Below are 24,103 nucleotides of genomic sequence, written 5' to 3'. Positions count from 1 at the left end.
GACTTATGGCTTATCAATCGCAAGACATCATTCGTCGTTCCGCGACTAACGGCTTCACGCCCGCGCCTCAGGCGCGGGACCACCAGCAGGAAGTGGCGAAGCTCATTGACGTCACCACCTGTATCGGCTGCAAAGCCTGTCAGGTGGCGTGTTCCGAGTGGAACGATATCCGTGACGAAGTGGGTCATAACGTCGGGGTGTACGACAACCCCGCTGATTTGACCGCCAAGTCCTGGACGGTGATGCGTTTCTCGGAAGTGGAACAGGACGACAAACTGGAGTGGCTGATCCGCAAGGATGGCTGTATGCACTGCGCCGATCCGGGCTGCCTGAAGGCGTGTCCGTCCGAAGGGGCTATCATTCAGTATGCCAATGGCATCGTCGACTTCCAGTCAGAACAGTGCATCGGCTGCGGCTACTGCATTGCGGGCTGCCCGTTCAACGTGCCGCGACTGAACCCGGAAGACAACCGCGTCTACAAATGTACGCTGTGCGTCGACCGCGTGAATGTCGGCCAGGAGCCGGCCTGCGTGAAAACCTGTCCGACGGGGGCCATTCACTTTGGCTCCAAAGAGGATATGAAAACGCTGGCGGGTGAGCGCGTCGCCGAGCTGAAAACCCGTGGTTACGACAACGCCGGTCTGTACGATCCGGCAGGCGTTGGCGGTACACACGTCATGTATGTGCTGCACCATGCCGACAAGCCGAATCTGTATCACGGCCTGCCGGAGAACCCGGAAATCAGCGCGACCGTTAAATTCTGGAAAGGCATCTGGAAACCGCTGGCCGCCGTTGGCTTCGCTGCAACCTTTGCCGCCAGCATCTTCCACTATGTCGGTGTCGGCCCGAACCGCGCGGAAGAGGAAGACGACAATCTGCATGAAGAGAAAGACGAGGTGCGCAAATGAAAAGACGTGACACCATCGTGCGCTACACAGCGCCGGAACGTATCAACCACTGGGTCACCGCCTTCTGCTTCATGCTGGCGGCGATAAGCGGGCTGGGATTTTTCTTCCCGTCCTTCAACTGGCTGATGCAAATCATGGGCACACCGCAGCTGGCGCGCATTCTGCACCCGTTTGTCGGCGTGATTATGTTTGCCTCGTTTATCATCATGTTTTTCCGCTACTGGCACCATAACCTAATCAATCGGGATGATATCTTTTGGGCGAAGAATATTCGTAAGATCGTCGTCAACGAGGAAGTGGGTGATACCGGGCGTTATAACTTCGGCCAGAAATGCGTATTCTGGGCGGCGATTATCTTCCTGGTCCTGTTGCTGGTGAGCGGCGTGATTATCTGGCGTCCGTATTTTGCGCCCGCTTTCTCAATCCCGGTGATCCGATTTGCGCTGATGCTGCATTCATTTGCCGCAGTCGCGTTAATTGTGGTTATCATGGTGCATATCTACGCCGCCCTATGGGTGAAAGGCACTATTACCGCGATGGTGGAAGGATGGGTTACCAGTACGTGGGCGAAGAAACATCACCCGCGCTGGTACCGTGAGGTCCGCAAGACAACGGAAAAAAAAACTGAATGAGTATTCGCATAATCCCGCAAGATGAGCTGGGTTCGAGCGAGAAACGCACGGCGGAGTACATTCCGCCGTTGTTATTCCCCAGACTCAAGAACCTCTACAACCGCCGCGCAGAGCGTCTGCGCGAGCTGGCAGAGAACAATCCGCTCGGTGAATTTCTGCGCTTTGCCGCGCTGATCGCCCACGCGCAGGAAGTGGTGCTGTACGACCACCCGCTGCAAATGGACCTCACCGCGCGCATCAAAGAAGCCAACGAGCAGGGCAAACCGCCGCTGGATATTCACGTTCTGCCGCGCGACAAGCACTGGCAAAAGCTACTGCACTCGCTGATTGCCGAGCTGAAACCAGAGATGAGCGGCCCTGCGCTGGCGGTGATCGAGAATCTGGAAAAAGCCTCCGATCTGGAGCTGGAAGAGATGGCGAGCGCGCTATTTGCCTCCGATTTTTCCCTCGTCAGTAGCGATAAAGCGCCCTTTATCTGGGCTGCCCTGTCGCTCTACTGGGCGCAAATGGCGAGCCTGATTCCAGGTAAAGCACGTGCAGAATACGGTGAAGCCCGTCAGTTCTGCCCGGTGTGTGGCTCAATGCCCGTGACCAGCATGGTGCAAATCGGCACCACGCAAGGCTTGCGTTATCTGCACTGCAACTTGTGTGAAACCGAGTGGCACGTGGTGCGCATCAAATGCAGCAACTGCGAGCAGACCCGCGATTTGAATTACTGGTCGCTGGAAAACGAGAATGCGGCCGTTAAAGCCGAAAGCTGCGGTGACTGCGGGACCTACCTGAAAATTCTCTATCAGGAAAAAGATCCGAAAGTGGAAGCCGTCGCCGACGATCTCGCCACGCTGGTACTCGACGCGCGGATGGAGCAAGAGGGCTTCGCCCGCAGCTCAATCAACCCGTTCTTGTTCCCGGGTGAAGGGGAGTAGTTTTCTTTAACAGTGCCGGGCGACGCAAAGTTGCCCGGCCTGCAACTGCCTTCATGCTCCATTTTGCGAGCCGCATTCGAGATTCCAACCCCCGCCAAAATCCCCCGTTTTCTTTTGCAACAAACCAGGTTATAACGCTGTATATCCATACAGATAACCAGGAAGAATTATGGCACTGGAAAACGGGATTGCTGAACTGGTTCAGGGGTTTATCGCGGCCGGGCGCCCCTCTGCACGAGAGCAGAATATTGATGACCGGCGCGCGGGGTATGTCGCCAGCACGGTGCTGGCAGGCGAAACGGAAACGCGCGTTCACGTCGAGTCTGTCGAACTTGAAGGGATGCGGTTTAGGGTTTATTCGCCGCTCAATGCCCCTGAGATTTTACCGACGGTTGTCTATTATCACGGCGGATGCTTTATCAGCGGCGGCTTTGAGACTCATGATGGCCAGTTACGTCAGCTGGCTTACTACAGCCGCTGTCGGATCGTTGCCGTGCAGTATCGTCTGGCACCCGAACACACCTTCCCCGCCGCCCATGACGATGCTGAAAAAGCCGCGCATCTGGTCTGGTACTATGCCGATCGGTTTGGCATCGATAAAAATCAAATTACCCTCGCCGGTGACAGCGCGGGAGGGCATCTGGCGCTGGTGACTGCGCTGCGACTCAAGGCGGCAAGGGAATGGCAGCCGGCACAGTTAATTCTGATCTATCCCATGCTCGACTCGACGGCGTATTTTGAAAGCTATATCCGCAACGGTGCGGACTATGTCATTACTCGCGATACGCTTCTCAGCGGTTACGAGTTATATCTTTCAGGAACCGACCGTCTTCATCCTGAAGCCAGTCCGCTATGGCGTGACGACCTTAACGGGCTGCCCCAGACGCATATCATCACCGCCGAGTTTGATCCGCTTTGTGATGAAGGCGAAGCACTCTTTCAGCGAATGACGGAACAGGGCGTCACCTGTACGTGTCAGCGCTGGTCGGGTGTCATACATGGTTTCTTTCAGTTAGGCGGAGTCAGCCAGTCTGCACGAGACGTGATGAGGGATGTGGCCTGGCGAGTCAGCTCACCAGGCCGGGAGAAGTCGCAAGAGTGAGGGTTATTCCTCCTCGTTCCCGCCCTCTTCGTAAGGGCCAAACGGCTTCGCAGGCAGCACGAGATAAGTGCCTTCGAAGATGGCGCCTGGCGCTTCATCGCCAAACAGCTCGACCTGCATCTGCACGCGGGCTTTGCGGCCACGCGCCAGACGGTCCAGGTCACCGCTGAGGGAGCCTAAGTCCGCGACTGCGCTCGGTTTACCGCTGATAGGGCTACTGTAGCGGATATGCGCATCGGCGAGAATAATGGTGCCGCCAAGGTGTCTTTCGCGCAGCATCAGCCAGATCAGCCCCCAGCCGGTCAAGGTGGCCAGCGAGAACAGGCTGCCTGCGAACAGGGTATGGTGCGGGTTCTGATTGCCGATTTCCGGCATGGTGGTAATGAATTTTTGCCCGGTGTATTGCTGGATGCGCACGCCCATCTTTTCGCTCAGCGGAATATGCTGATACCAGGCCTGCTGCAGCTGCCCGCACCAGTCGGCGCGGTGGAGAATGTCATCAAGGGTGGCGATGGGTTTGATCATCAAAAAATGACGAATCGGGGTGGTTTGCGGCGCGGTGATTTCGCCTTCATTGACGAAACCCAGCTTGGAGAAAAACTCCACGGCGTCTTCGCGGGCGCTACAGGTGACGCGTTTAACGCCTTCCTGACGGGCAACGGACTCAAGAGTCATCGCCATAAGTGTGCCAAGCCCTTTGTCCTGTACGGACGGATGCACAGCCATAAAACGGATTGAGGCTTCATTGTCGGCATTGATATACAAACGCCCGACGGCAACCAGGTTGCCCTCTTCGTCGACCACCATCTGATGATGCGCCATCGCATCCCAGGCGTCGCGCTCGGAACCTTTCGGCTGATGTAACGGCTTACGCAGCATTTCCCAGCGAAAATGGTAGTAAACCTCTAATTCTTCTTCTGTTTGCGGTACTCGAAGGTGATACATAGCTGTACTCTCTCTTGTTACCCGCGGCCATGCCGCCAGCTGGCTCATACCTGGAGCCAGAATGTGACGGGGCCATCGTTCACCAGCGACACCTGCATATCTGCAGCGAATCGTCCGGTTTGCGTATTCATTTCCTGTTGACGACACCGTTCAACAAAGTATTCGTAAAGTGCTTCAGCACGGTCGGGCGCGGCACCTCTGGAGAAACCCGGACGCATGCCGCGTTCCGTGTCGGCGGCCAGGGTAAACTGAGACACCACCAGCACGCTACCCCCCGCCTGCTGAACGTTCAGGTTCATCTTCCCGTCGGCATCGCCGAAAATGCGATACCCGAGCACGCGCTCACACAGACGATTCGCTTTTTGTTCGTCGTCATCCTTTTCGACACCTAACAACACCAAAAGTCCTGGGCCAATTTCACCCGTCACCTCATCCTCCACGGTGACGCTGGCACGGGTTACGCGCTGAATCAATGCAATCATGGTTGGTCTGCTTCTTCTTGTTCTGCGGCTTGTTTGAGTTTGCGGTATTCACCGAGAGTGACAGTTATTTCGGCACCTAGCAAGACGATACACCAGGTCCAGTATACCCAGACAAACAAAATCGGGATCACCGCCAGCACGCCATAAATCAGCTGATACGACGGGAACATGGTGATGTAGAGCGCAAACCCTTTTTTGCCCAGCTCGAACAGGATTGCCGCCACCAGCGCCCCAACAATAGCGTCCCGGTTAGGCACCTGTGTGGTCGGCACCACGCTGTACAGCAGCCAGAAGGAGAGCCAGGAGAGGATCAGCGGGAAGATGCGTAACACGTTGTCGATGACGCTGTTTAAATCGCTCGCCCAGCGTAATGACAGAAGATAAGAGCTGATCGCCAGACTGGCCCCGGCCAGCAGCGGCCCCAGGGTCAGAATCATCCAGTAGACGGCAAACGAGTAAACCTTTGGCCGCACACGCTTGCTGTGCCAGATGGTATTCAGTGCGCTATCGATGGCATACATCAGCAGCAGTGCGGTCACGATCAGCCCGCAGGCGCCCACGGCGGTCATCTTGCTGGAGTTGGCAACGAACTGCTCGATATACCCCTGAATCACGTCCCCAGTGGCGGGAATAAAGTTAGCAAACACAAAGTGGCGCAGCTGCAGACTCACGTCGGCAAACATCGGAAACGCAGAGAACAACGCGAAAATCACCGCCACCAGCGGAACCAATGAGAGCAACGACACGTAAGCGAGATTGCCCGCCAGCGTGGTCATGTTGTCCTCATCAATCCTCTGCCAGAGCAGTTTGATCCACGCCCGAAACGGACGCGTATGGTGTGTGGCTTTTTGATGAACGGTTTTTAACATAACTGCTTCGCAAAGTAGTTCGGTATCGTCTCTTTCCCTGTGACCAGGATCGACGTGATACCCAACTGGTTAGCTCCCTCTATATTATCGGCGTTATCGTCAAAAAAGACCGTATCGGCGGCAGAGAATCCTTCTGCCTGCAAGACGGCCTGATAAATTTGCGCCTCAGGTTTGCGCATGCCCATCTCCTGAGACAGGTAAATTTTATCTGCAGCGTGCTGGATTTGCGGATACTCACCAGGCCAGAACGTGGTGTGCAGACGGTTGGTATTGGACAGCACGACCACGCGATGCCCCTGCTCACGAAGCTTGTTCATGGTGTCGATGACCTCCGGGCGAAGTGCCACAAATACCGCCTGCCAGCCGTGAGCAAACTGCTCGTAGCTCAAGGGCAGATCCATCTCGTGACACATGGCTTCAGCGAAGGCTTCATCGCTGATTTCCCCCCGCTCATGCTGGTGAAATGCCTCTCCCATGGTGAAATTCTGTTTCAGGGTCGCCAGCGGCACACGGCTAAAATCGCTCCATGCACCCAGCACTCGATTAAAATCGATATCGACGATGACATTTCCTAAGTCAAAGATATAAAGCATGTTTATCTCCTTCGCGCCGTGGAGAAATAACTGTAGCGGGAAAGATAAGCTTTGGCTATGCGTCAGATTCAGCTTAGCGCATGAGAGCGTTGCGGAATTCACTCCAATAAAAAAGCCGCTGATATTCAGCGGCTTTTCGCACGACGTACCTCAGAGAGGAGTCGTATTAGTCTTTGCTGCCACGGCCCGCACGTTTACGGTCGTTCTCAGTCAGGTGACGTTTACGGATACGTACGGAGGTAGGAGTTACTTCTACCAGTTCGTCGTCATCGATAAATTCCAGAGCCTGCTCAAGAGACATTTTCTGTGCTGGAACCAGCGTGGTGGCTTCGTCAGTACCGGAAGCACGCATGTTGGTCAGTTTCTTACCGGTCAGGCAGTTTACAGTCAGGTCGTTAGAACGACTGTGAATACCGATGATCTGGCCTTCGTAAACTTCCGCACCGTGACCCAGGAACAGCTTACCGCGGTCCTGCAGGCTGAACAGTGCGAACGCAACTGCTTTACCCTGGCCGTTAGAGATCAGCACACCGTTCTGGCGCTGGCCGATTTCACCCGGTTTAACGTCATCGTAGTGGCTGAAGGTGGAGTACAGCAGACCGGTACCGGAGGTCATGGTCATGAACTCGGTACGGAAGCCGATCAGGCCACGTGCCGGGATCAGGTAATCCAGACGAATACGGCCTTTGCCGTCAGGGATCATGTCTTTGACATCGCCCTTACGCTCACCCATTGCCTGCATCACAGAACCCTGGTGCTGTTCTTCGATATCCAGCGTCACGTTCTCGAACGGCTCTTGCATACGGCCATCGATCATACGGTTGATAACTTTCGGACGGGACACAGCCAGTTCGAAGCCTTCACGACGCATGTTTTCGATAAGAACGGACAGGTGCAGCTCACCACGACCGGATACACGGAACGCGTCCGCATCTTCGGTTTCTTCAACGCGCAGCGCAACGTTGTGCACCAGCTCTTTGTTCAGGCGGTCAAGGATCTGACGAGAGGTAACGTATTTACCTTCTTTACCACAGAACGGAGAGGTGTTGACGTTGAAGAACATGGTTACAGTCGGTTCATCAACAGACAGCGCTGGCAGTGCTTCAACGTTTTGCGGATCGCAAAGGGTGTCGGAGATGTTCAGCTCGCCCAGACCGGTGATCGCGATGATGTCGCCTGCTTCGGCTTCGGTGGATTCAATACGCTCCAGACCGAGGTGAGTCAGAACTTTGCCGACTTTACCGTTGCGGGTTTTACCTTCGCTGTCGATGACAGTGACTTGCTGGTTAGGCTTCACTTTACCGCGCTTGATGCGACCGATGCCGATTACGCCAACGTAGTTGTTGTAATCCAGCTGGGAGATCTGCATCTGGAACGGACCATCGAGGTCAACGCTTGGTGCTTTAACGTGGTCAACAATCGCCTGGTACAGCGGGGTCATGTCTTCCGCCATATCAGTGTGGTCGTTGCCCGCGATACCCATCAGTGCTGATGCATAGATGATTGGGAAATCGAGTTGCTCGTCGCTTGCGTCGAGGTTAACGAACAGGTCAAACACCTGATCCACAACCCAGTCAGGACGCGCGCCAGGACGGTCAACTTTGTTGATAACCACGATTGGCTTCAAACCATGGGCGAATGCCTTTTTGGTTACGAAGCGCGTCTGCGGCATTGGGCCATCCATTGCGTCAACGACCAGCAGAACGGAGTCTACCATGGACATTACACGTTCAACTTCACCACCGAAGTCGGCGTGGCCTGGGGTATCAACGATGTTGATACGGTAGTCATTCCATTTGATAGCGGTGTTTTTAGCGAGGATGGTAATCCCACGCTCTTTCTCCAAATCGTTGGAGTCCATCACGCGTTCGGTGGCTTCAGCACGTTCATTACTGAAGGTACCGGATTGCTGCAGCAGCTTGTCAACCAGGGTAGTTTTACCATGGTCAACGTGCGCGATGATGGCGATATTACGCAGATTTTCGATCACAACTTTGCCTCAGGCATTTAGAAATAGCGCGTTATTGTACACGGATTAATCGCAGGACTAAACAGGATCACAAACATCCTCCGCAAACAAGTATCGCAGAGTTGCTTTGTGATCGCTTTCACGCAGCGTAAAAAGTGCACTTTAACGGAAATTGCACCAATATGGTGCTCAATGTTCACACTGAAGCACTATACTGGTGCAAGATGACTATCGTGGTGCAGCTCATTTGCACTATGACGTGCATGATAACGCCTTTTTGGGGTGATTTAAAAGTTGGCACAGATTTCGCTTTATAAAAATACGGCAAAAACATGGCGACCACGCCAGCCTTACACAGAATTGAAGACCTCGTTACCACGACGACAATGACCAATCCGGGAGAGTTACGTATGTCCGCTGAACACGTTTTGACGATGCTGAACGAACACGAAGTGAAGTTTGTTGATCTGCGCTTCACTGATACCAAAGGTAAAGAACAGCACGTCACAATTCCTGCTCATCAGGTAAATGCCGAATTCTTTGAAGAAGGCAAAATGTTTGACGGCTCCTCAATCGGCGGCTGGAAAGGTATCAACGAATCCGACATGGTTCTGATGCCAGACGCAACCACTGCGCTCATTGACCCGTTCTACGAAGAGTCTACCCTGATTATTCGCTGCGACATCCTCGAGCCAGGCACGCTGCAGGGCTACGACCGCGACCCACGCTCCATCGCTAAACGCGCTGAAGAGTACCTGCGTTCTACCGGTATCGCGGACACCGTGCTGTTCGGGCCAGAACCAGAATTCTTCCTGTTTGACGATATTCGCTTTGGTGCGTCTATCTCCGGTTCTCACGTAGCTATCGACGATATCGAAGGCGCATGGAACTCCTCCACCAAATACGAAGGTGGTAACAAAGGTCACCGTCCAGGCGTGAAAGGCGGTTACTTCCCGGTTCCTCCGGTCGACTCTTCTCAGGACATCCGTTCTACCATGTGTCTGATCATGGAAGAGATGGGCCTGGTTGTTGAAGCGCATCACCACGAAGTGGCGACTGCGGGTCAGAACGAAATCGCAACCCGCTTTAACACCATGACCAAAAAAGCGGATGAGATTCAGATTTACAAATATGTGGTTCACAACGTTGCACACCGCTTCGGTAAAACTGCGACCTTTATGCCAAAACCTATGTTCGGCGATAACGGTTCCGGTATGCACTGCCACATGTCTCTCTCCAAGAACGGGACTAACCTGTTCTCTGGTGACAAATATGCGGGTCTGTCCGAGCAGGCGCTGTTCTACATCGGTGGTGTCATCAAGCACGCTAAAGCGATCAACGCCCTGGCGAACCCAACCACCAACTCCTACAAGCGTCTGGTCCCAGGCTACGAAGCTCCAGTAATGCTGGCTTACTCTGCCCGTAACCGTTCTGCTTCTATCCGTATTCCAGTGGTTGCGTCTCCAAAAGCGCGTCGTATCGAAGTGCGCTTCCCGGACCCAGCGGCTAACCCATACCTGTGCTTCGCAGCGCTGCTGATGGCTGGTCTTGATGGTATCAAGAACAAGATCCACCCAGGCGAAGCGATGGACAAAAACCTGTACGACCTGCCTCCAGAAGAAGCAAAAGAGATCCCACAGGTTGCCGGTTCTCTTGAAGAAGCACTGAACGCGCTGGACGCTGACCGTGAGTTCCTGACTGCTGGCGGTGTGTTCACTGACGACGCTATCGATGCTTACATCGCACTGCGTATTGAAGAGAACGACCGTGTTCGCATGACGCCACACCCGGTTGAGTTCGAACTGTACTACAGCGTTTAATTTTCATCTGATTCACCGTCTTTCTTGTCGCTACGGTGGCAAGAAAGACGCAGAAGATTTTTTTGTTGCCGTGGAAACTTTTAGCCCATCTTCGGATGGGCTTTTTTCTCCACCAACAACCTGATCTCACGCGCTTTTTACCACTAAAACGCTATACTGCACTAAATTAGTGCACCCAACTCCAGGAGACTGCTTAATGGCAACTGGCACGCTGCCCGATGCTGGGCAGATCCTCAATTCTTTAATCAACAGTATCTTACTGGTCGACGACGAGCTGGCGGTCCATTACGCCAACCCTGCGGCGCAGCAACTGCTCGCCCAAAGCTCGCGTAAATTATTTGGTACCCCACTCCCGGAACTGTTGAGCTATTTTTCGCTGAATATTGCGTTGATGCAGGAAAGTTTATCGGCAGGCCAGGGCTTTACCGATAACGAAGTGACCCTGGTGATCGACGGGCGCTCGCACATTCTCTCCCTCACGGCGCAACGTCTGCCGGAAGGATTAATTCTGCTGGAAATGGCGCCGATGGATAACCTGCGCCGTTTGAGCCAGGAGCAGCTCCAGCACGCACAGCAAATCGCTGCGCGCGATCTGGTGCGGGGGCTTGCCCATGAGATTAAAAACCCGCTGGGAGGCCTCCGAGGCGCTGCACAGCTGTTAACCAAAGCACTGCCGGACCCGGCGCTGGCCGAATACACCAACGTCATCATTGAACAGGCCGATCGCCTGCGCAATCTGGTGGACCGTCTGCTTGGGCCGCAGCAGCCAGGCATGCACGTTACCGAGAGCATCCACAAAGTGGCTGAGCGGGTGGTGAAGCTGGTGTCGATGGAGTTGCCTGCCAACGTTACGCTGGTGCGCGATTACGATCCGAGTCTGCCGGAATTGCCGCACGATCCCGACCAGATTGAACAGGTTCTGCTGAATGTTGTGCGTAACGCGCTGCAAGCCTTAGGTGCGGATGGCGGGCAAATCATTCTGCGTACGCGTACCGCGTTCCAGCTGACGCTGCATGGCTTGCGCTATCGCCTCGCCGCCCGAATCGACGTAGAAGACAACGGGCCAGGAATTCCGTCGCATCTGCAGGACACGCTGTTTTACCCGATGGTGAGCGGCCGCGAGGGCGGAACCGGGCTGGGATTGTCCATCGCCCGTAATTTGATTGACCAACACTCCGGCAAAATTGAATTTACCAGTTGGCCGGGTCATACCGAGTTTTCGGTTTACCTGCCAATAAAAAAATAAAGGTGACGACGATGCAACGAGGGATAGTCTGGGTAGTCGATGATGATAGCTCCATCCGCTGGGTGCTTGAACGCGCGCTTACCGGAGCAGGATTAAACTGCACCACCTTTGAAAGCGGTAGCGAAGTGCTTGATGCGCTCATCACCAAAACCCCGGACGTGCTGCTTTCGGATATCCGGATGCCGGGGATGGACGGGCTTGCGCTGTTAAAGCAGATTAAGCAACGTCATCCGATGCTTCCGGTCATCATAATGACTGCTCACTCCGATCTGGATGCCGCCGTTAGCGCCTACCAGCAGGGCGCATTTGATTACCTGCCAAAACCCTTTGATATCGATGAAGCCGTGGCTCTGGTGGAACGCGCCATCAGCCACTATCAGGAGCAGCAGCAACCGCGAAACGCGCCTGTGTTTGGCCCGACGACCGATATCATTGGCGAAGCGCCCGCGATGCAGGATGTGTTTCGTATCATTGGCCGCCTGTCGCGTTCATCCATCAGTGTGCTGATTAACGGCGAATCCGGGACCGGTAAAGAGCTGGTTGCGCACGCCCTACATCGCCACAGCCCGCGCGCGAAAGCCCCGTTTATCGCCCTGAATATGGCCGCCATTCCGAAGGATTTGATCGAGTCGGAACTGTTTGGCCATGAGAAAGGCGCGTTTACCGGCGCAAATACCATTCGTCAGGGCCGCTTTGAACAGGCAGACGGCGGAACGCTTTTCCTCGATGAAATCGGCGATATGCCGCTCGACGTGCAAACACGTCTGCTGCGCGTGCTGGCCGATGGGCAATTTTATCGCGTCGGCGGCTACGCCCCCGTTAAAGTCGACGTGCGCATTATCGCCGCCACGCACCAGAACCTTGAACAGCGCGTGCAGGAAGGCAAATTCCGTGAAGACTTGTTCCACCGTCTGAACGTGATTCGCGTCCATCTCCCGCCGCTACGCGAACGCCGGGAAGATATTCCGCGTCTGGCGCGCCATTTCCTGCAGGTGGCGGCTCGCGAACTGGGCGTGGAAGCCAAACTGCTGCACCCGGAAACCGATGCCGCGTTGACGCGACTGGCGTGGCCGGGCAACGTGCGTCAGCTGGAAAACACCTGCCGCTGGCTCACCGTTATGGCTGCCGGGCAGGAAGTGCTGATCCAGGATTTACCGGGTGAACTGTTTGAATCTACCGCGCCCGAAAGCAGCACCGGACAGTCGTTACCTGACAGCTGGGCGACGCTGCTGGCGCAGTGGGCGGATCGCGCGCTGCGTTCCGGTCATCAAAATCTGCTTTCCGAAGCGCAGCCTGAAATGGAGCGTACGTTACTGACGACTGCGCTTCGCCATACTCAGGGGCATAAACAGGAAGCGGCACGGCTGCTGGGTTGGGGGCGAAATACCCTGACGCGGAAGCTGAAAGAGCTGGGAATGGAATAACACTTCTACGCCTGTTGGCGCAGCGCTGATCAGAACTACGCCTGGTAGTCCCGGTCAGCGCTGCACCACAGAAGGTTTTAGATGACGCGTGAAAATTGCTGCAAGCGGGCTTTCTGGCGCAGGTAGGCGTCAAAGCACATGCAGATATTACGAATCAACAAGCGCCCTTTTGGCGTCACCTGAATCGCTTTATCGCTCACATCCACCAGCCCATCCTTCGCCAGCGGCGCGAGCAGCTTCAGATCTTCAGCAAAGTAGTCGGCAAAGTCGAGTTCCCACTGGGATTCGATGTCGGCAAAATCGAGGCGGAAGTTGCAGATTAACGCCTTAATCACATCCCGACGGATGCAGTCATCGCGCGTAAGCGCAATGCCGCGCCACAGGGCATTTCCGCTTTCATCCACCTGCTGATAATACTGTTTCAATTCTTTCTGATTCTGCGCATAGCAGTCGCCAATCATGCTGATCGCCGAGACTCCCATCCCCAGTAAATCGGTGTCGCCCTGGGTGGTGTACCCCTGGAAATTGCGGTGCAGCACACCTTCGCGCTGGGCAATGGCCAGCTCGTCATCAGGACGGGCGAAGTGGTCCATGCCGATAAACTGATAGCCGGTTTCCGTCAGAGACGAGATGGTTTCCTGCAGGATATCCAGCTTCTGCTGAGCAGAGGGCAAATCGGCATCTTTTATTTTGCGCTGGGCGGCAAAAAGCGTCGGCAGGTGCGCATAGTTAAAGACGCTCAGACGATCGGGATTCAGCTCTGCCACGCGTTTCAGCGTGAAGGCGAAGCTTTCCGGCGTCTGTTTCGGCAGGCCGTAGATCAGGTCGATGTTGGTCGAGGTAAAACCGATTTCGCGCGCGTGGTTCAGCAGCGCAAAAATAAATTCCTCATCCTGCTCGCGATTGACCAAGCGCTGAACCTCTTTGTTAAAGTCCTGCACACCCATGCTCAGGCGATTAAAGCCCTCTGCTCGCAGGTGATCGAGCACATCCAGCTCGATTTCACGCGGATCAACTTCAATAGAGATTTCAGCATCGGCCTCAAAACGGAAGTTGGCCCGCAGAAGATCCATCAGACGGCTGATTTGCGCTTTATTGAGATAGGTTGGCGTACCGCCGCCCCAGTGGAGCTGGCTTACGTTTCGCCCGGCAAACAGCGGCGCACGGTGCAGGATTTCCTGCTCGAGGGCGTCCAGATACTGATCGGCTTTGTGCTGCTGGCGGGTGACGATTTTATTGCACCCGCAGAAATAGCAGAGCTTGTGGCAGAAAGGAATGTGAACATAGAGCGACAGCGGGCGTTCAGGATATCGCGCAACTGCCTGCAAAAAATCGGCCTCGCCGAAGGTTTCAGCAAACTCCAGCGCGGTCGGGTATGAGGTATAACGCGGCCCGGAATAGTTATATTTCTGGATCAGGGCCAGATCCCAGTCGATGTTTGGTACAGACATGCTCACTCCTTCCGTTGGTGTCGCGTTAGTATACGGCGGCCCGTTTTGACCCCATTGCGGGTCAATATTCGGGTGCGCAGCCACCTCTGTCGCCGCGACAACCGCCGTAGTTTAACGAATAACCACACCAGATAACATATAACCGGAAGGGTTATAAGAAGGACTATAGAGCCCGCTGGGTGCAAATGTTAGTTTCCACCTTTCAGCAGACGCATCATGTCGTCCTGCTTTTCTTCTTCTTCGTCTTCTTCATCGTCGTAAGAGAGACCGAGCTGCTGCATCAGTTCATCGATACGATCCAGTTTGGCATCGACCCATTTCTGCTCTTCAGCGTTCAGGGCTTCACCGCCCTCAAGACGTTCCAGCAGCGCGTCCAGGCGCTCATCGTTCTCCAGCATATCCAGCTCAGCCTGCGGTGAAAGCATAGGTTTCTCGCTCTTTTTAGGTTTTTGCTGCTTGATAACCGGGGCGTCCGTCACGCCCAGGGGAATTGGCGTTTTGCTCCCGATGCGCGGATCTTTCTGTTTGGATTGTTGCGCGGCGGAACCTGAAGCACTGCTGCCGTTCGCACGGCTACCCGAAGCATGACCACTATGCTTTTTCGCACGTTTGCGATCGCGAGCTTCCTGATTCAGTTCTTCACGGGTTTTGCGGTGCGCTTTTGCCGGGCGTTTAGCGCCCGCTGTGGATGTCGGTTTTTTCATGATGCCTTGTCTTTAAGCCATTTTCTTCAGTATAGAATTGCGGCGAAATCTAGCAGAAAGCAAGCAAAGAAAAAAGGCGACAGAGCAATCTGTCGCCTTTTTTCCTGACTCTCAACCCTTAACGGGTTATTCAATCCCTGTTTGCTAACAACTAACCCTGTTTATCCCTTAGCGAATATCATCCTTAATAGGGTCCATTTCCTTTTTTGAACGCCTCCTGGCGCTAACCATCCTGGTCGTCTTCCTGAGTCTTCGCCTCCTGGCGCTCCTGACCCTTATCCCTAAGTCGTTATCCTGTTGGCATCCTCGCCTTGGGTGCTACTTTACCTTTTTCAGTACTTCTGACAAGCCATCAAACTGGCCAAAATGGTATTTTCAGATAATTCTAAATCCTCAACATTATGATTTTAAATGATATGTTATTTTTACCGCATGAGGATTCTCTTAAATGTCCCATAGAGATTATGGGCAATGTCTCACAAACCCAATGGGTTTAATCTACATCCCGGAAGCGAAGTGAAAAGCCTTTTGCCTGCATTCAGGTATACTCCCCTTCAGATTAAGATTTTTGGAGACGACCACGTGACTACCTGGAACTACCAACAGACGCATTTTGTCACCAGTGCGCCTGATATTCGCCACTTACCGCCTGATACAGGTATCGAAGTGGCATTTGCTGGCCGCTCCAACGCGGGCAAATCCAGCGCCCTGAATACACTGACGAACCAGAAAAGCCTGGCGCGTACCTCTAAAACACCAGGTCGTACCCAGCTGATTAACCTGTTTGAAGTCGCTGATGGTAAGCGCCTGGTGGATTTACCCGGTTACGGCTACGCAGAAGTGCCAGAAGAGATCAAAATCAAATGGCAGCGCGCGCTGGGTGAATACCTGGAAAAACGCCAGTGCCTGAAAGGGTTGGTTGTGCTGATGGATATCCGCCATCCGCTTAAAGATCTCGATCAGCAGATGATCCACTGGGGTGTCGCCAGCGAAATCCCTGTTCTGGTGCTGCTGACCAAAGCCGATAAACTGGCGAGCGGTGCGCGTAAAGCACAGTTAAAACTGGTGCGCGAAGCCGCGGTAGAATTTGGCGGTGACGTGCAAATTGAGACGTTTTCATCGCTGAAAAAGCAGGGTGTGGACGTTTTACGTCATAAGCTTGATAGCTGGTTTAACGATCTGGAACCCGCGACAGAAGCGGAAGAGTGATAAAAAAGCGCGGCGATGTCCGCGTTTTTTTTGCTCCACATATTTTCTTTGCCGCAATAAAAAACGCCCCAGTCATTACTGACTGGGGCGGCTAAAATATTCAGCCAAATCCGATTACGTGAAGTAAAAGGTCTGAAAGATAGAACATCTTACCTCTGTACCCTACGTCGTTAACTCTACTCTTTTTTTATCGCTGGACAAAGCACTTTTTGTAGTTTTTTTTCACTCTTTACATAGGTAAATCTAATGATCGTCACAAAAAGCACGCTGTTATGTTGCTTACTTACATTAATAGCGTCTTAGTCATCGGACCTTTAGTGAGCCTGATCCCAGTTGTCTCCGCTCCCAACTTCCACCAGCAGTGGCACATCTAATTTCATGCTGCTTTCCATCAGTTCGTGGATCTTTTTCGAGACCGCTTCCAGATCATCCTTGTGCACTTCGAACACCAGTTCATCGTGTACCTGCATGATCATTTTCACGCGTGGTTTGTCCTTTTCCAGCCAGGCATCAACCGCAATCATCGCGCGTTTGATGATGTCAGCTGCAGTCCCCTGCATCGGTGCGTTGATTGCCGCACGTTCAGCACCGGCGCGGCGCGCAGCGTTACTGGAGGTGATATCCGGCAGATAGAGACGACGGCCATCGAGAGTTTCCACATAGCCCTTTTCCTTCGCCTGAGCGCGAGTTCGCTCCATGTATTCCAGCACGCCCGGATAGCGCTCAAAGTAGAGATCCATGTACTTCTGCGACTCTTTACGTGGAATATTGAGCTGGCGGGAGAGACCAAAAGCGCTCATGCCGTAGATCAGACCGAAGTTGATCGCCTTCGCGCTGCGGCGCTGCTCGCCGGTCACGCTGTCCAGTGGCAGACCGAACACTTCTGCCGCCGTGGCGCGGTGGATATCTTTGCCTTCCGCAAACGCCGTCAGCAAACCTTTATCACGCGACAGGTGCGCCATGATGCGCAGCTCGATTTGCGAGTAGTCGGCCGAGACGATCAGATAATCTTCCGGGGCAATAAATGCCTGACGGATGCGTCGCCCTTCTTCGTTACGAACTGGAATGTTTTGCAGGTTAGGATCGGTCGATGATAAACGCCCGGTCGCCGCAACCGCCTGGTGGTAGGAAGTATGAACGCGACCGGTTTTTGGATTGATCATCAGCGGGAGCTTATCGGTGTAAGTCGATTTAAGCTTCGCGAGGCCGCGGTATTCCAGAATCACTTTCGGCAGTGGGTAATCCAGCGCCAGCTCTTCCAGCACCTCTTCCGAGGTGGACGGCGCGCCGCCAGGTGTTTTCTTCAGCGGTTTAATGCCCTGTTTTTCAAACAGAATAGTCTGTAGCTGTTTGGTGGACGCGAGGTTAAAAGGCTCGCCGGCAATGTCATGCGCTTTCAGTTCAAGTTCATTCAGACGCAGGCTGATCTCTTCCGAATGTTTGTGCAGTACCGCAGGATCAATTTTAACACCGTTACGCTCAATACGAGACAACACCGGCACCAGCGGCATTTCGACATTTTCGAAAATATTCAGCGGCCCTTCCTGCTTTTGCAATTTCGGGTACATCTTCAGGTGCAGTTGCAGCGTTACGTCCGCATCTTCCGCGGCATAGCGGCCCGCCTCTTCCAGGGCGATCTGGTTGAAGGTCAGCTGGTTTTTGCCCTTCCCGGCAATCTCTTCAAAGGTGACGGTTTTATGCTTGAGCCAGCGATCGGACAATGAATCCATATCATGACGGCCCGCCACGCTGTTCAGGATGTAAGACTCCAGCATGGTGTCGAAGGCAATACCGCGCAACTCGATGCCGTAGTTCTGCAAAATACCGCGGTCATACTTCAGGTTTTGCCCGACCTTAAGCGCTTTGTCATCTTCCAGCAGCGGTTTGAGTAGCTCAAGCACGCGCTCACGGGAGATTTGATCCGGAGCATCCAGATAATCATGCGCGACCGGGACATAGGCGGCGATGCCTGGCTCGGTGGCAAAGGAGAGGCCGACCATATTGGCGGAGATGTTATCCAGACTGTCTGTTTCGGTGTCAAAGGCGAAGACCGGCGCTTTTTTCAGTTTCTCGATCCAGGCGATAAGCTGCGCTTCTTCCAGCACCGTTTCGTAGTTTTCGAAGGAGAGCGCACTGGCGGCCTCTTCAACGTCCTCATCGGCATCAACAACGATTGTCTCTTTTGGCTTCGCGGCAGGTTTTGCGCCCTTCGCCTGCATCCATTTCCCGGCTTCGAGATCTGTAATCCAGCGTTTGAACTCATAATGCTTAAACAGGCCGAGAAGCTCTTCCGCCACCGGCTGCTGAACTTCGAGCTGCTCACAGGTAAGTTCCAGCTCGACGTCGGTTTTAATGGTGGCCAGCTTATAGGAGAGATATGCCACCTCTTTGTTCTGCTCCAGCTTCGCCGCCATGGTTTTTGCACCACGGAATGTCAGGCCAGCGATTTTGTCTGATTCGGCATACAGCGTATCCAGCCCACCCAGGCCTTGCAGCAGCGCCTGCGCGGTTTTTTCGCCGACACCAGGCACACCTGGAATGTTATCCGAGGAGTCGCCCATTAAGGCGAGAAAATCAATGATGAGCTCTGGCGGCACGCCATATTTGGTGACGACTTCTTCCGGCCCAAGAATGGTATTGGTCATGGTATTGATGAGGGTGATCCCAGGCGTAACCAGCTGCGCCATGTCTTTATCACCCGTACTGATCAGCACCGGACGGCCCATTTTCTCTGCTTCACGAGCCAGCGTACCGATAACGTCGTCCGCTTCTACCCCAGAAACTGCCAGCAGCGGCAGGCCCATCGCTTTTACCATCGTGTGCAACGGCTCGATTTGCGCGCGCAGATCGTCCGGCATCGGCGGGCGATGGGATTTGTAATCCTCAAAAAGCTCGTCGCGGAAGGTTTTACCCTTCGCATCGAATACCACCGCCGCATGTGACGGCTGGTATTGCAGGATCAGACTACGCAGCATATTCAGCACGCCATACATCGCGCCGGTTGGCTCCCCTGCGCTATTGGTCAGAGGAGGAAACGCATGATACGCCCGATACAGGTATGAAGAGCCGTCGACGAGAATAAGAGGGTTTTCTGGAATCTGAACCATAATGTCCGTGCCTTTAATCAATTTATGGCTAAAGGATGCCACAGAAGGATGAAAACATCAGTTTTTAGCACGGAATACAGGAAAAGATTTTGCGATCGTCGGGATCGCTCGCAAAATCAAACTGTGGATAAGTTTGTGCATACTTTTAATTCATATGAAGAATATTGTCATTTCCAGATCGCGTATGGTTTTTTTATAGAATATTATCAGTTAGTTATAAATAGATCCGATCGGTATATTTCCATTTGATGACTATTTGCTCTATGTGGATATAAGAAGAGCCTAATAAGGTATGACAGACAAATAATCTGTTAAGGTGCAGATCCTGCGGTATCGTGGAGTGAAAGCCCCTGCTTTTATTTGTTTTCTGGTAAAATCAGCGCCCTGCGGCACCGGTTTGGCTGCCAGATTACAGCTAACTACCTGAAAAAGCTCATCATGTCGAGATTACTCGCTGCAGTAACATTACTGTTAAGCATCTTTTTAACGATCCTGGTTACCATCGCCTGTTCTGTGCCGATCATCGTCGCCGGAATCATTAAACTATTACTGCCTGTCCCTGCTGTCTGGCGTGCGGTATCAGCCTTCTGCAATTTTATGATGTACTGCTGGTGTGAAGGGCTGGCATGGCTGCTACGCCTGAACCCGCATCTGCAATGGGATATCGAAGGGCTGGAAGGCCTGAACAAGAAAAACTGGTATTTACTGCTCTGTAATCACCACAGTTGGGCAGATATCGTGGTGTTATGCGTGCTGTTTCGCAAACATATTCCGATGAATAAATACTTTCTCAAGCAGCAACTGGCCTGGGTGCCGTTTATCGGGCTGGCCTGCTGGGCGCTGGATATGCCGTTTATGAAACGTTATTCACGCAGCTATCTTATTCGTCACCCCGAACGCCGTGGGCGTGATGTTGAAACGACACGTCGCTCCTGTGAGAAATTTCGGGCTCACCCGACGACAATCGTTAACTTCGTTGAAGGCTCACGTTTTACGGAACTGAAACGTCAGCAAACTCGCTCCCCTTATAAGAATCTATTGCCGCCAAAAGCGGCGGGAATTGCGATGGCCCTTAATGTACTGGGATCGCAGTTCGATAAATTGCTGAATGTGACGCTGTGCTATCCGGAAAATGACGAGACACCTTTTTACGATATGTTAAGCGGTAAACTGACGCGTATCGTGGTGAGGATAAACCTGGTGCCAGTGAATGAAGAGCTGCACGGCGATTACATCAATGATAAGAATTTCAAACGTCGTTTCCAGCTGTGGCTGAACACGCTGTGGAATGATAAAGATGTGCTGATAAACGATCTTAAGTATGCAAACAAAAACGCCGGTCTGTGACCGGCGTTTTCACTTTTATTTCTTCTCAACCAGATATTTCACGGTGTCAGCATACTGCTGCACGAAGATATCCATATTGCTGGTATCCATACCCTGCGGATTCACCTGGTATTTACCATTGACGAACATCGCCGGAACGCCCTGCAACTGAAGGTCTGCGGCCGCTTTTTCCTGCTGCGCGACCAGAGATTTCACCACAAAGCTGTTCCATGCTGCGTCGTAATCTTCGCCTTTCACGCCCGCATCAACAAAGACTTTACGGATATCAGCAACGGTCTGAACAGTTTGAGTTTTCTGTACAGCTTCAAACATAGGTGCTGTGACTTGATCTTCCACGCCCAGCGCCAGTGCAACTGCCCAGGCTTGCGTCAGATCTTTACCCAAAGGACCCAGGAATTCGACATGATACTTGGTCATTTTGGTGCCTTCAGGCAGCTTTTTCTTCACGTTATCAGAAACGTGCAGAACTTCTTCAAACTGGTAGCAGTGCGGGCAGTAGAATGAGAAGAACTCAAGCACCTGCGGCTCACCGGCAACCGGCTTTTCGAGGGTAGTGAACTGCTTGCCATCGCTGAATTGAGCAGCAGATGCGCTAAATGCCAGAATCATACCTGCCAGCGCCAGCCATATTTTTTTCATGATCAACTTTCTCCTGATGTGTCCGATTAATACATTGGCGTTAATTGAAGTGGCGGTTCCTGCAGAACCTTAACTTGCTGAATAAAGGTGGTTGTCTGGCTGCGCCAGTAATCTTCCCCGGTAAGCCACGGGAAGTTTTTAGGAAACGCGGGATCGTCCCAACGCCTGATTAACCATGCGAGATAATATACAAAACGCATGGCGCGTAAAGGTTCAATCAGGGCAATTTCGTCTGAATTGAAGGGACTAAATTCTTCGTAGGCTTCGATGATGGTTTCAAGCTGCATCCGCTGTTCGGCTTTATCACCATTCAGCAGCATCCACAGATCCTGAATCGCTGGCCCCATGCGGGCATCATCGAGATCAACAAATAGCGGGCCGTCGCGCCAGAGAATATTCCCCGCGTGGCAGTCGCCATGTAAACGCAGAATATCGGTTTGATCATCCCAGCACTCAGTTACGGCAGCAATAAGGGCATCGGTGGCTTTCAGGAAATTCGCTTTCAACGCTTTGGGAATCAGCGTAGATGTTTCGAACACCTGACGCGGCTCCGTTAAATATTCCTCAAGCCCAATAACAGGTCGTGCGCTGAATGCTTTTTTGCGCCCCGTCTGATGCATGCGCCCCAGGTAACGAGCGACCCACTCCATTTGATCGATATTATCAGACTCAAACTGGCGGCCACCCAGGCTCGGGAAAACAGCAAAGAAATATCCCTGATGCGTGAGCAGCGACTGGTGATTAAACTGAATGGGTGCAGCGACCGGAACGTCGTCATTAACCAGATCGAGAGCGAACTGGTGCTCTTCCTGAATTTGCTCCGCCGACCAGCGTTGGGGACGGTAGAATTTAACGACAAAGCGCTGGCGATCCTCGTCCTGGAATTGATAGACGCGGTTTTCATAGCTGTTTAAAGGGGTTAGCCCGGAATCCACTCGAATGCCCTGTTCAAACAGAGCATCCATAATGGTATCCGGGTTTAATGTCTGGAAAGTAAAAGCCTTGTCGTTCATCCGATCATCCGGAAATTATACGAATGATTCAGGATATCATTTCACAGCGATTTCGGTGGCGCCGCTTACAAGGTTTTACTCTTTAATTACGCCACGCGCGCGCAGCAGCGCGGTTTTAAAATCTTCCTCGTAATCTTTCTTAATACCTGGAATCGCGGCATCTTTATCAGAATCACGCATTTTAAGATGGTAGATCAGGATGTCATCAGAAAGGTCGGCCAGTTCGCCGTCATAACCTGACTCTTTCGCCAGTTTCTGTAAAAATTGCATCAGGTTAAGCTCTGGCTCTTTTTGCCAGGCAGGCTGGAGAAGTTCGATAACTTCGTTCAGACGTTTACATTTCATCGTAGTGCTCCTTTCATTGATAGGAACACGTTAGCAGGGTCAATCCCACAATAAAAGAGGCGACATTCGTGAATCAGTGCCGGGGAGTGCTCGGCGTCGTGCTTGCAGGGGGAAGAGCGACGCGGATGGGCGGAAAAGATAAGGGCTTACAGGAGCTTAATGGAAAGCCATTATGGCAGCACGTCGCCGATGCGCTGAGAGTCCAGGTGGGAGCAATCGCCGTTAGCGCTAATCGTCACATTGATATTTATCAGCAAAGTGGATATTCCGTCTATCAGGATGCGTTAGCTAACTATCCTGGGCCTCTGGCTGGCATGCTGAGCGTGATGCAGCAGGCAGATGATAAATGGTTTCTTTTCTGCCCATGTGATATGCCGTTTATCCCCTCTGTGCTTGCTGAGCGTCTGGTTGAACAGCGCAAAGACGCTCCCGTCGTCTGGGTACATGACGGAGAGCGCGATCACCCTGCGATTACGTTGATTAGCAGGAAACTTTGTCCAGATTTACGCGCTTACCTGGCCTCAGGGGAGAGACGCGTTATGGTATTTATGCGCCAGTCAGGCGGCCATTCCGTTGATTTTAGCGATCTGAAAGAGGCTTTTGTTAACGTGAATACCACGGAAGATTTGCAAACACTGCAGGGGAAAGTATGAAACCTGTTTTAGCGATTGCCGCCTGGAGTGGGACGGGGAAAACATCACTTCTGAAAAAGCTGATCCCGGCCCTGTGCGCGCAGGGTATTCGTCCAGGATTGATTAAGCATACTCACCACAATATGGATATTGATAAGCCCGGTAAAGACAGCTACGAGCTGCGAAAGGCAGGTGCGGCTCAAACCATGGTGGCCAGCGCGCAACGATGGGCATTGATGACAGAGACACCGGGAGAAGAGGCGCTGGATTTGAATTATCTGGTGAGTCGAATGGATCATTCGACGCTGGATCTGGTGCTGGTCGAGGGATTTAAGCATGAATCGGTAGCGAAGATTTTGCTTTTCAGAAGCGATGCAGGGCATGAAATCGCTGAATTGACCGTAGATCAGCATGTGATTGCTGTCGCCAGTGATATTCCGCTTTCACTTCCCGTGCCGATTCTGGATTTAAATGATGTTGCTGGTGTTGTTGAGTTTATTCAGGAGTGGTTGGCAGGGCAATAAACGGGCTGTTGTGCCGGTGTGGGACTATTTTTGTATAAAGACAAAAACGCAAAAAGGCCATCCTTGCGGATGGCCTCTTCACTTAATTAATGCCTGGCAGTTCCCTACTCTCACATGGGGAGACCCCACACTACCATCGGCGCTACGGCGTTTCACTTCTGAGTTCGGCATGGGGTCAGGTGGGACCACCGCGCTAAAGCCGCCAGGCAAATTCTG

22 protein-coding genes and 1 rRNA gene are annotated in these 24,103 nt (G+C 53.0%); 11 read left to right on the top strand and 12 right to left on the bottom strand.

The window, feature by feature from the left end:
* Nucleotides 1-5 precede the first annotated feature (5 nt).
* The 4 genes from fdxH to F153LOC_RS20010 all read left to right on the top strand — a co-directional run bounded on the left by fdxH (nt 6) and on the right by F153LOC_RS20010 (nt 3,568).
* Nucleotides 6-908, top strand: coding sequence for a formate dehydrogenase subunit beta (gene fdxH / locus F153LOC_RS20025; RefSeq protein ID WP_100778337.1), 903 nt, complete (start codon nt 6-8; stop codon nt 906-908).
* On the top strand, nt 905-1,540 hold the full coding sequence (gene fdoI / locus F153LOC_RS20020; RefSeq protein WP_100778336.1) for a formate dehydrogenase cytochrome b556 subunit: 636 nt from the start codon (nt 905-907) through the stop codon (nt 1,538-1,540). The genes fdxH and fdoI overlap by 4 nt, the downstream gene beginning before the upstream one ends.
* Nucleotides 1,537-2,466 (top strand): formate dehydrogenase accessory protein FdhE, encoded by a 930-nt coding sequence (fdhE, locus tag F153LOC_RS20015; RefSeq protein ID WP_100778335.1) that lies wholly within the window; start codon nt 1,537-1,539, stop codon nt 2,464-2,466. Before fdoI ends, fdhE begins: the two co-directional genes overlap by 4 nt.
* A 169-nt stretch (nt 2,467-2,635) precedes the next feature.
* Nucleotides 2,636-3,568 carry an alpha/beta hydrolase gene (locus F153LOC_RS20010; RefSeq protein ID WP_102105698.1) on the top strand — a complete coding sequence of 311 codons (933 nt, stop codon included), beginning with the start codon at nt 2,636-2,638 and terminating at the stop codon, nt 3,566-3,568.
* Nucleotides 3,569-3,571: 3 nt separating this feature from the next.
* On the opposite strand, the gene fabY is transcribed toward F153LOC_RS20010, so the two are convergent.
* The 5 genes from fabY to typA form a co-directional block, all read right to left on the bottom strand.
* Nucleotides 3,572-4,513 carry a fatty acid biosynthesis protein FabY gene (gene fabY / locus F153LOC_RS20005; protein ID WP_157809219.1) on the bottom strand — a complete coding sequence of 314 codons (942 nt, stop codon included), beginning with the start codon at nt 4,511-4,513 and terminating at the stop codon, nt 3,572-3,574.
* A 44-nt stretch (nt 4,514-4,557) separates the two neighbouring features.
* Complete coding sequence (gene dtd, locus F153LOC_RS20000; protein ID WP_100778332.1) at nt 4,558-4,995, bottom strand: D-aminoacyl-tRNA deacylase; 438 nt, start codon at nt 4,993-4,995, stop codon at nt 4,558-4,560.
* Nucleotides 4,992-5,864, bottom strand: coding sequence for a virulence factor BrkB family protein (locus tag F153LOC_RS19995; RefSeq protein WP_100778331.1), 873 nt, complete (start codon nt 5,862-5,864; stop codon nt 4,992-4,994). Before F153LOC_RS19995 ends, dtd begins: the two co-directional genes overlap by 4 nt.
* Complete coding sequence (gene yihX, locus F153LOC_RS19990) at nt 5,858-6,457, bottom strand: glucose-1-phosphatase (protein WP_102105699.1); 600 nt, start codon at nt 6,455-6,457, stop codon at nt 5,858-5,860. The genes F153LOC_RS19995 and yihX overlap by 7 nt, the downstream gene beginning before the upstream one ends.
* A gap of 166 nt (nt 6,458-6,623) precedes the next feature.
* A complete protein-coding gene (gene typA, locus F153LOC_RS19985; protein WP_100778329.1) occupies nt 6,624-8,447 on the bottom strand; it encodes a ribosome-dependent GTPase TypA in 1,824 nt (607 codons plus the stop codon).
* A gap of 389 nt (nt 8,448-8,836) precedes the next feature.
* Between typA and glnA the strand changes: the two genes are divergently transcribed.
* The 3 genes from glnA (at nt 8,837) to glnG (ending at nt 12,916) form a co-directional block, all read left to right on the top strand.
* The gene (glnA, locus tag F153LOC_RS19980; RefSeq protein ID WP_095284040.1) at nt 8,837-10,246 is read left to right on the top strand and encodes a glutamate--ammonia ligase; all 1,410 of its coding nucleotides are present in this window, start codon (nt 8,837-8,839) and stop codon (nt 10,244-10,246) included.
* Between the two features lie 196 nt (nt 10,247-10,442).
* Nucleotides 10,443-11,492, top strand: coding sequence for a nitrogen regulation protein NR(II) (gene glnL, locus F153LOC_RS19975; RefSeq protein WP_102105700.1), 1,050 nt, complete (start codon nt 10,443-10,445; stop codon nt 11,490-11,492).
* 11 nt (nt 11,493-11,503) lie between these two features.
* Nucleotides 11,504-12,916, top strand: coding sequence for a nitrogen regulation protein NR(I) (gene glnG / locus F153LOC_RS19970; protein ID WP_102105701.1), 1,413 nt, complete (start codon nt 11,504-11,506; stop codon nt 12,914-12,916).
* A 77-nt stretch (nt 12,917-12,993) separates the two neighbouring features.
* On the opposite strand, the gene hemN is transcribed toward glnG, so the two are convergent.
* Nucleotides 12,994-14,367: an oxygen-independent coproporphyrinogen III oxidase gene (gene hemN, locus F153LOC_RS19965; RefSeq protein ID WP_102105702.1), complete on the bottom strand. Its 1,374-nt coding sequence runs from the start codon at nt 14,365-14,367 to the stop codon at nt 12,994-12,996.
* A 188-nt stretch (nt 14,368-14,555) separates the two neighbouring features.
* A complete protein-coding gene (yihI, locus tag F153LOC_RS19955) occupies nt 14,556-15,071 on the bottom strand; it encodes a Der GTPase-activating protein YihI (protein ID WP_100778324.1) in 516 nt (171 codons plus the stop codon).
* A 582-nt stretch (nt 15,072-15,653) separates the two neighbouring features.
* Here yihI and yihA point away from each other — a divergent pair.
* A complete protein-coding gene (gene yihA / locus F153LOC_RS19950) occupies nt 15,654-16,280 on the top strand; it encodes a ribosome biogenesis GTP-binding protein YihA/YsxC (RefSeq protein WP_102105704.1) in 627 nt (208 codons plus the stop codon).
* Between the two features lie 314 nt (nt 16,281-16,594).
* Here yihA and polA read toward each other — a convergent pair whose 3' ends face one another.
* On the bottom strand, nt 16,595-19,387 hold the full coding sequence (gene polA / locus F153LOC_RS19945; RefSeq protein WP_102105705.1) for a DNA polymerase I: 2,793 nt from the start codon (nt 19,385-19,387) through the stop codon (nt 16,595-16,597).
* A gap of 438 nt (nt 19,388-19,825) precedes the next feature.
* Between polA and F153LOC_RS19940 the strand changes: the two genes are divergently transcribed.
* On the top strand, nt 19,826-20,734 hold the full coding sequence (locus F153LOC_RS19940) for an acyltransferase (RefSeq protein ID WP_100780791.1): 909 nt from the start codon (nt 19,826-19,828) through the stop codon (nt 20,732-20,734).
* 15 nt (nt 20,735-20,749) lie between these two features.
* On the opposite strand, the gene dsbA is transcribed toward F153LOC_RS19940, so the two are convergent.
* The 3 genes from dsbA to F153LOC_RS19925 form a co-directional block, all read right to left on the bottom strand.
* Complete coding sequence (gene dsbA, locus F153LOC_RS19935; protein ID WP_102105706.1) at nt 20,750-21,373, bottom strand: thiol:disulfide interchange protein DsbA; 624 nt, start codon at nt 21,371-21,373, stop codon at nt 20,750-20,752.
* Between the two features lie 26 nt (nt 21,374-21,399).
* Complete coding sequence (locus tag F153LOC_RS19930; protein WP_102105707.1) at nt 21,400-22,386, bottom strand: serine/threonine protein kinase; 987 nt, start codon at nt 22,384-22,386, stop codon at nt 21,400-21,402.
* Nucleotides 22,387-22,461: 75 nt separating this feature from the next.
* Nucleotides 22,462-22,731 carry a YihD family protein gene (locus F153LOC_RS19925; protein WP_102105708.1) on the bottom strand — a complete coding sequence of 90 codons (270 nt, stop codon included), beginning with the start codon at nt 22,729-22,731 and terminating at the stop codon, nt 22,462-22,464.
* A 68-nt stretch (nt 22,732-22,799) separates the two neighbouring features.
* On the opposite strand from F153LOC_RS19925, the gene mobA reads away from it, so the two are divergent.
* Both mobA and mobB read left to right on the top strand, forming a co-directional pair.
* Nucleotides 22,800-23,384: a molybdenum cofactor guanylyltransferase MobA gene (gene mobA, locus F153LOC_RS19920; protein ID WP_102105709.1), complete on the top strand. Its 585-nt coding sequence runs from the start codon at nt 22,800-22,802 to the stop codon at nt 23,382-23,384.
* Entirely contained in the window at nt 23,381-23,887 is a 507-nt protein-coding gene (mobB, locus tag F153LOC_RS19915) for a molybdopterin-guanine dinucleotide biosynthesis protein MobB (RefSeq protein WP_102105710.1), read from the top strand. Before mobA ends, mobB begins: the two co-directional genes overlap by 4 nt.
* 91 nt (nt 23,888-23,978) lie before the next feature.
* Here the strand turns inward: mobB and rrf are convergent.
* Nucleotides 23,979-24,094 (bottom strand): 5S ribosomal RNA (gene rrf, locus F153LOC_RS19910).
* Nucleotides 24,095-24,103 lie beyond the last annotated feature (9 nt).

This window comes from Lelliottia sp. F153, assembly GCF_002870005.1.
GTDB lineage: Bacteria > Pseudomonadota > Gammaproteobacteria > Enterobacterales > Enterobacteriaceae > Enterobacter > Enterobacter nimipressuralis.
Note: the sequence above shows the minus strand (reverse complement) of the source record. Positions and strands in the feature narration are given on the sequence as shown.